This is a genomic window from Planktothrix sp. FACHB-1355, assembly GCF_014748295.1.
GTDB lineage: Bacteria > Cyanobacteriota > Cyanobacteriia > Cyanobacteriales > Aerosakkonemataceae > Aerosakkonema > Aerosakkonema funiforme_A.
Map to the genome: position 1 here is coordinate 1 of NZ_JACJUP010000355.1, position 5,615 is coordinate 5,615.

7 protein-coding genes are annotated in these 5,615 nt (G+C 44.2%); 5 read left to right on the forward strand and 2 right to left on the reverse strand.

Going from position 1 to position 5,615, the window contains the following annotated elements; translation table 11 throughout:
* The coding region (locus H6S82_RS33020; protein ID WP_206756875.1) for a DUF6232 family protein at positions 1–209 on the forward strand (209 nt) is incomplete at its 5' end.
* Between the two features lie 216 nt (positions 210–425).
* On the opposite strand, the gene H6S82_RS15700 is transcribed toward H6S82_RS33020, so the two are convergent.
* Positions 426–848, reverse strand: a complete 423-nt coding sequence (locus H6S82_RS15700) for a hypothetical protein (protein ID WP_190471564.1) — start codon at positions 846–848, stop codon at positions 426–428.
* A 135-nt stretch (positions 849–983) separates the two neighbouring features.
* Between H6S82_RS15700 and H6S82_RS15705 the strand changes: the two genes are divergently transcribed.
* Together H6S82_RS15705 and H6S82_RS15710 are read left to right on the forward strand one after the other, a co-directional pair.
* A complete protein-coding gene (locus H6S82_RS15705; RefSeq protein WP_190471561.1) occupies positions 984–1,766 on the forward strand; it encodes a DUF4058 family protein in 783 nt (260 codons plus the stop codon).
* A gap of 185 nt (positions 1,767–1,951) precedes the next feature.
* The gene (locus H6S82_RS15710; protein ID WP_190471560.1) at positions 1,952–2,275 is read left to right on the forward strand and encodes a hypothetical protein; all 324 of its coding nucleotides are present in this window, start codon (positions 1,952–1,954) and stop codon (positions 2,273–2,275) included.
* Between the two features lie 90 nt (positions 2,276–2,365).
* Here the strand turns inward: H6S82_RS15710 and H6S82_RS15715 are convergent, their stop codons facing one another.
* Positions 2,366–3,175 carry an SDR family NAD(P)-dependent oxidoreductase gene (locus H6S82_RS15715; RefSeq protein WP_190471555.1) on the reverse strand — a complete coding sequence of 270 codons (810 nt, stop codon included), beginning with the start codon at positions 3,173–3,175 and terminating at the stop codon, positions 2,366–2,368.
* Positions 3,176–3,753: 578 nt separating this feature from the next.
* On the opposite strand from H6S82_RS15715, the gene H6S82_RS15720 reads away from it, so the two are divergent.
* Together H6S82_RS15720 and H6S82_RS15725 are read left to right on the forward strand one after the other, a co-directional pair.
* On the forward strand, positions 3,754–4,008 hold the full coding sequence (locus H6S82_RS15720) for a DUF4212 domain-containing protein (protein ID WP_190471551.1): 255 nt from the start codon (positions 3,754–3,756) through the stop codon (positions 4,006–4,008).
* A gap of 8 nt (positions 4,009–4,016) precedes the next feature.
* The coding region (locus H6S82_RS15725) for a sodium:solute symporter family protein (RefSeq protein ID WP_191056402.1) at positions 4,017–5,615 on the forward strand (1,599 nt) is incomplete at its 3' end.

Sequence of the window (5,615 nt, forward strand, 5' to 3'; positions counted from 1 at the left end):
TGTCTAGGAGCTTATTAGGGATAGCAATAGGCGTTATTATTATTGCGTTTGCTATTTACCAATTGAACCAATTGAAAAGTACCTACACTCTCATCGTCACTACAAATAAAGGAGATGAAATTAACATAACTACTGGCAATAACAACGAATTAAATGATATTCATTTCGCTATAGAAACGGCAATAGATATGTTAGCTTATGGAACATAATTTAAAATATTATTTAACTGTAGCGTGAGTTAGGCAACGGCCATAATTTCAGCATTAAAACTAATAATTAATTGACCGTGCCGTCACCCACCATCTCACCAAATCTGTAATAGAAAAACCATTTTCACCATCAACCCGAAACAGCCTTAATAGACATCTCCTCCAAAAGAATCTCGGCAGGCAGGATGCCTACCCCACAATAATTTTTGGAGATATCTATTGAGTAGCCGCATCTTTACTAACGGGGTTGCGGCTGCGTTGTTCGATGTCTTCAAGAGTTTGCAATACCAAACGTTTAGCTTGTAATTTCCAACCCCATTTTTGCAGTGCGATCGCAATACCAGTACCTGCAATTGTAGCGATAAAGTCAACTGGCTGCGATAAAGAAATACCCAGTAGCAATCCCAATCCAGCAATACCCCAAAACGGCAATGCAACTGTCTGACGTTGTTTTTCTACCAACTGGCTCAAAAAATCTGTTGGTATTTCCGCAAGCAAAGCTTCTTTCACCTGTCGTTGTTCCGCCGCAGTCACTGATAAGCCAATTTTTTGACGGAGTTTTTCAATTTTGCGAGCATCGGTGCTGTACTGTGTCAGTTCATCCTCTGCCATTAGGATTAAGCGATCGTATTGTGCCATATTTCACTTTTATGCTACGCATTTCAGTTTATCATTTTAGGGCTTTTAGTTAGGACAGACTTCGATCGGTGTATGCTTATAATATGACAAACAAGCTAACAATGGGATATATGCGATCGTCTTAGAGGTACTTTTATGCCTTCGACCTTTCCGGGAATGAATCCCTATTTAGAAAATCCTGACTTTTGGCCAGGAGTACATCACTTACTGATAAGCGAGCTTTTGAGGTTCTTGGCTCCTCAACTCCGTCCTAAGTACATAGTCGCCGTTGAAGTGCGAATGTATGAAACTGGAGGGGAAGATTTGCTGGTGGGAATTCCCGATGTGGTAGTACAAAGTCCTCTGACTGAAACAAACCCCGCCACAACAAATGTCGCTGTCGCTGCACCCCCAGCACAACCTGTGACAGTAACAATTCCCGTACCTGAAATTCGCAAACAGGGATATTTAGAGATTCGAGAAGTGGAGACAAAAGAAGTAGTAACGGCGATAGAAATTCTCTCACCTGTCAACAAACGTTCTGGGGAAGGACGGAAAGCATACGAAGCTAAACGGCAAAAAGTATTCGGAAGTTTGACAAATTTAGTAGAAATTGATTTATTGCGAAGCGGTCAAGCAATGCCATTTTTCAGTAATGGGATTCAGAGTCAGTATCGGATTTTAGTTTGTCGGAGTGCTAAGCGTCCTTTAGCCGATTTATATGCGTTTAATTTACAAAATGAAATTCCTAAGTTTCCTATCCCTTTACAGTCAGGAGATGCTGAGCCAGTAGTCGATCTGCAAGCATTATTAAATACTGTGTATGATGTAGCGGGTTACAATATGCGAATAGATTATAGAAGGGAACCAGTACCGCCACTATCGGAATCAGATGCAATTTGGGCAGATGCGCTGTTGCGAGAGCAAGGACTGCGATAATGATTTCGATGTTTTCCGATAGAACTTAATTATTTTTTAAGTGCGATCGCACCCTCTCTCACCTCTCCTCCCAAAGCAATAGGTATAAATACTTAGCCCAATAGACTCAACCCATTAGTAGGAAGCGCGAACCGATCGGTGTGTGGCAATGTATGAAGTAAAGGGTTGATGAGCGAAAAAAATTTATGTTTTCAGAAAAAGATTTTGAGCCATCTACAGATAGCCGACTTGCTGCGACAACGAGAATTTGGTCTTTTGCTACCGGAATGCTGGCGCTTTGCATGATTTTTTCACCGACTAGAAATAATATTGCCATACCGATCGCATTAGGTGCAAGTGCAGCAACAGGTACAGCTTGCGTATGGCTATCGCATAAAAAATCCTCCAACTCCATACCAGAATATCGGCTGGAAGAAATAGAGGAACGCCTAAAGACCTTAGAAACAGTTGCTGGCAATGATGACTTGGAAATGTGGTTAAAAACCAGACATTTGGCATCAAGAAATTAAATAATTGTCATCGACGATCGTGTCATCTAACTTCAGGAATAAGAAGCGATCGCCTTTCTCAAGAAAAAGCGATCGCCCATCCAATATTCCTTAAGCTTGTTTCAATCGTCGATAGCGTTTCTGTCTATCCTTAGATAGTGGCGCAGCCATCACTAAAACGCTCTCCAATAACCAAGGTGCAAAACGTTGGCACCACACGGCTAAATAACTTTGCCATCCCACCAGAATTTCCGGGGATTCCTTATGCAATCCGTCGATAAGTGCTTTCGCTACTTTTTGGGTAGTCATAGGCACTACCCATCTAAACCATTGCAGATCTCGCACCATATCGGTATCTGTTAAAGATGGTAGCAAAGCTATCACTTTGATATTGTGTTGAGCGAGTTCGCCGCGCAAAGCTTGGGTGAATCCGACAATGGCAAATTTAGTAGCAGAATAGGTAGCCATTGTGGGTGCGGCAATTTTACCCATTAAGCTGGAAACGTTAACAATTGTACCTTCTTGTTGTGCAGCCATCCTTCTCGCTACGAGACGAGTCATGGTGTACATTCCCATTAAGTTAATCGCGATTTCTTGCTGCACGTTCGGCAATGGAGATTTCAAGAAAGGCGATTGGTGTGCAACTCCCGCACAGTTGACTAAAAGATGAATAGGGCCGTAATCTCGCCACGCTTGGGCGATCGCAATATTCACCTCTACCATTTGCGATAAATCTAACGCTAACGTTACGGTTTTTACTCCCAACTTTTCAATTTCTGCGGCAACTTCTGCTAACTTTTGGGAATCGCGTGCTACCAATAACAAGCGTTTCACTCCTTGTTTGGCTAATTCGATCGCGATCGCTCTTCCAATTCCACGGGAAGCCCCAGTAACTAGAGCCGTTTTTCCTTGTACGTTCATTAAAAAAAACCTCCTTTCGTTGAGGGATCGCATCACTGTCAGCCACCGAGATTTAAAATTTTGTAGCAATATCCTCGGCAGATAATTAGACGAACAGTGAATTGTGATAGTTTCTTGAAGTTGAAGACATTTCTCAGAGATAGTGCAGGGAATTCACATTTTTAGGTAGATACAACTGAAAAATGTCTGTTACGGAAAATCCAGGATAATTTGAGCTTAACTGGTACTACGCCTCTGAGCCAAGTCAGTCACTAAATCGAGTATTTTTTAAGGCAGTCCAGTCGAAAAGTCATTAGTTCATCGCCTCTACTAACTAATGACTTATGACTATCTTGCCGGCAATTTTGCCATCAGAAAATCCGCGCACAGTCAACATTGATGCAGAGCATGGATGGTACGTCTCCTAGTTACGAGCCTTTACCAAAAGCGGTTTATATGCACACGTTAACAACTAAATCAATAAGCTGCAACATTTTTTCATTAAATTTGTGTAACATTTATTTACAAATATGAAAGACCGACAAACGCCATGTATCCTCGATCGCAGTTAATAATATTTTGCAAAGCCAGAAAAAAGTATGGAGCAAGACAAACATCAAGCTTATTGGCGTGCAAACACAGCTTTAATCCGAAATCTGCTGATTGTTTGGGCGTTAGTGTCAATCGTCTTTAGTATCCTGCTAGTTGAGCCGTTAAACGCCGTGCGTCTCGGTGGCGTTCCGCTCGGCTTTTGGATGGCCCAACAGGGATCGATTTTCGTCTTCGTGGCGCTGATTTTCATCTACGCTGTGCAGATGGACAAACTAGACCGCAAACACGATATCGATGAGTGAGAAGAATCATGTCTGTTGAACTTTGGACGATTTTTTTAGTTAGCCTCTCCTTCATCGCTTACCTGTATATCGGTTGGCACACTCGCGCTAAAGGCAGTGCAGACTTTTTCGTAGCGGGAAGGGGAGTACCGTCGATCGCCAACGGTGCAGCTACCGCCGCCGATTGGATGTCGGCAGCTTCCTTTATCTCGATGGCGGGGTTAATCTCGTTTCTGGGTTATGACGGATCGGTTTACCTGATGGGTTGGACTGGCGGCTATGTGCTGCTAGCCTTACTTCTAGCACCATACTTGCGGAAATTCGGCAAATATACAGTGCCTGATTTTGTAGGCGATCGCTATTATTCCAACATTGCGCGTTTAGTTGCAGTCGTCGCCGCTATCTTCATCTCCATGACCTACGTCGCCGGACAGATGCGCGGTGTGGGAATTGTGTTCAGCCGCTTCTTGCAAGTGGACATCAACACCGGCGTGATTATCGGGATGATTGTTGTCGCCTTTTTCGCAGTCTTGGGAGGAATGAAAGGCATCACTTGGACGCAGGTGGCGCAGTACGGCGTGTTGATTGTCGCTTATCTGATTCCAGCGATCGCTATTTCAGTATTGCTGACCGGCAACCCCATCCCCCAGTTGGCCTTCACTTTTAGCGATATCGTTGCTAAACTCAACCAAATCCAAGTCGATCTCGGTTTTCAGGAGTACACCAAACCCTTTGCCAACCAATCGCAGCTGGATGTTTTGTTTAGCACGATCGCGCTGATGGTGGGAACTGCCGGATTACCTCATATTATTGTGCGCTTTTACACTGTTCCTGACGTGCGTTCGGCGCGTTTCTCCGCTGGTTGGGCGTTGCTGTTTATCGCCATACTTTATACTACGGCTCCCGCTTTATCCAGCTTTGCCCGCTATAATTTGATCGACAGCTTGCACAACAAAACTGTGGAGGAAATTCAACAGCTTGATTGGGCGAATAAATGGGAAAAAACAAAGCTGTTGACGTTTGAGGATAAAAATGGCGATGGGCGCATTCAGCTAACACCTGATAAAGCGACAAGCGAAATTACTATCGATCGCGATATCATCGTGCTTTCTACACCAGAAGTCGCAAAACTCGCTCCTTGGGTGATTGCTTTGGTGGCGACGGGAGGACTGGCAGCCGCTTTGTCCACGGCATCCGGGTTGCTGTTGGTAATTTCCAGTTCGATCGCACACGATATTTACTATCGCATCATCGATCCGAATGCTTCGGAAGCGAAACGGGTGATGGCCGGTCGGATTATGATCGGATTTGCGATCGCCATTGCGGGGTACTTCGGCGTCAATCCCCCAGGTTTTGTCGCTCAAGTAGTGGCTTTTGCGTTTGGTTTGGCAGCAGCAAGCTTTTTCCCGGTAATTATTTTGGGAATATTTGACAAACGCACAAATCGAGAAGGTGCGATCGCCGGGATGTTGGTAGGTTTAATTTTCACCCTCTTCTACATCGTGGGAGTCAAATTCTATGGAATGCCACCTTGGTTTTTCGGTGTCTCCCCGGAGGGAATTGGCACTTTGGGAATGGCGATCAATTTTGTTGTCACTTTCGTTGTTTCTCGTCTGACTGCACCACCA

Excerpts from the sequence above, each read along its gene's own strand:
- H6S82_RS15720 (WP_190471551.1), top strand. The coding sequence starts at position 3,754 with ATGGAGCAAGACAAACATCAAGCTTATTGGCGTGCAAACACAGCTTTA.
- H6S82_RS15700 (WP_190471564.1), bottom strand. The coding sequence starts at position 848 with ATGGCACAATACGATCGCTTAATCCTAATGGCAGAGGATGAACTGACA.
- H6S82_RS15705 (WP_190471561.1), top strand. The coding sequence starts at position 984 with ATGCCTTCGACCTTTCCGGGAATGAATCCCTATTTAGAAAATCCTGAC.
- H6S82_RS15715 (WP_190471555.1), bottom strand. The coding sequence starts at position 3,175 with ATGAACGTACAAGGAAAAACGGCTCTAGTTACTGGGGCTTCCCGTGGA.
- H6S82_RS15710 (WP_190471560.1), top strand. The coding sequence starts at position 1,952 with ATGTTTTCAGAAAAAGATTTTGAGCCATCTACAGATAGCCGACTTGCT.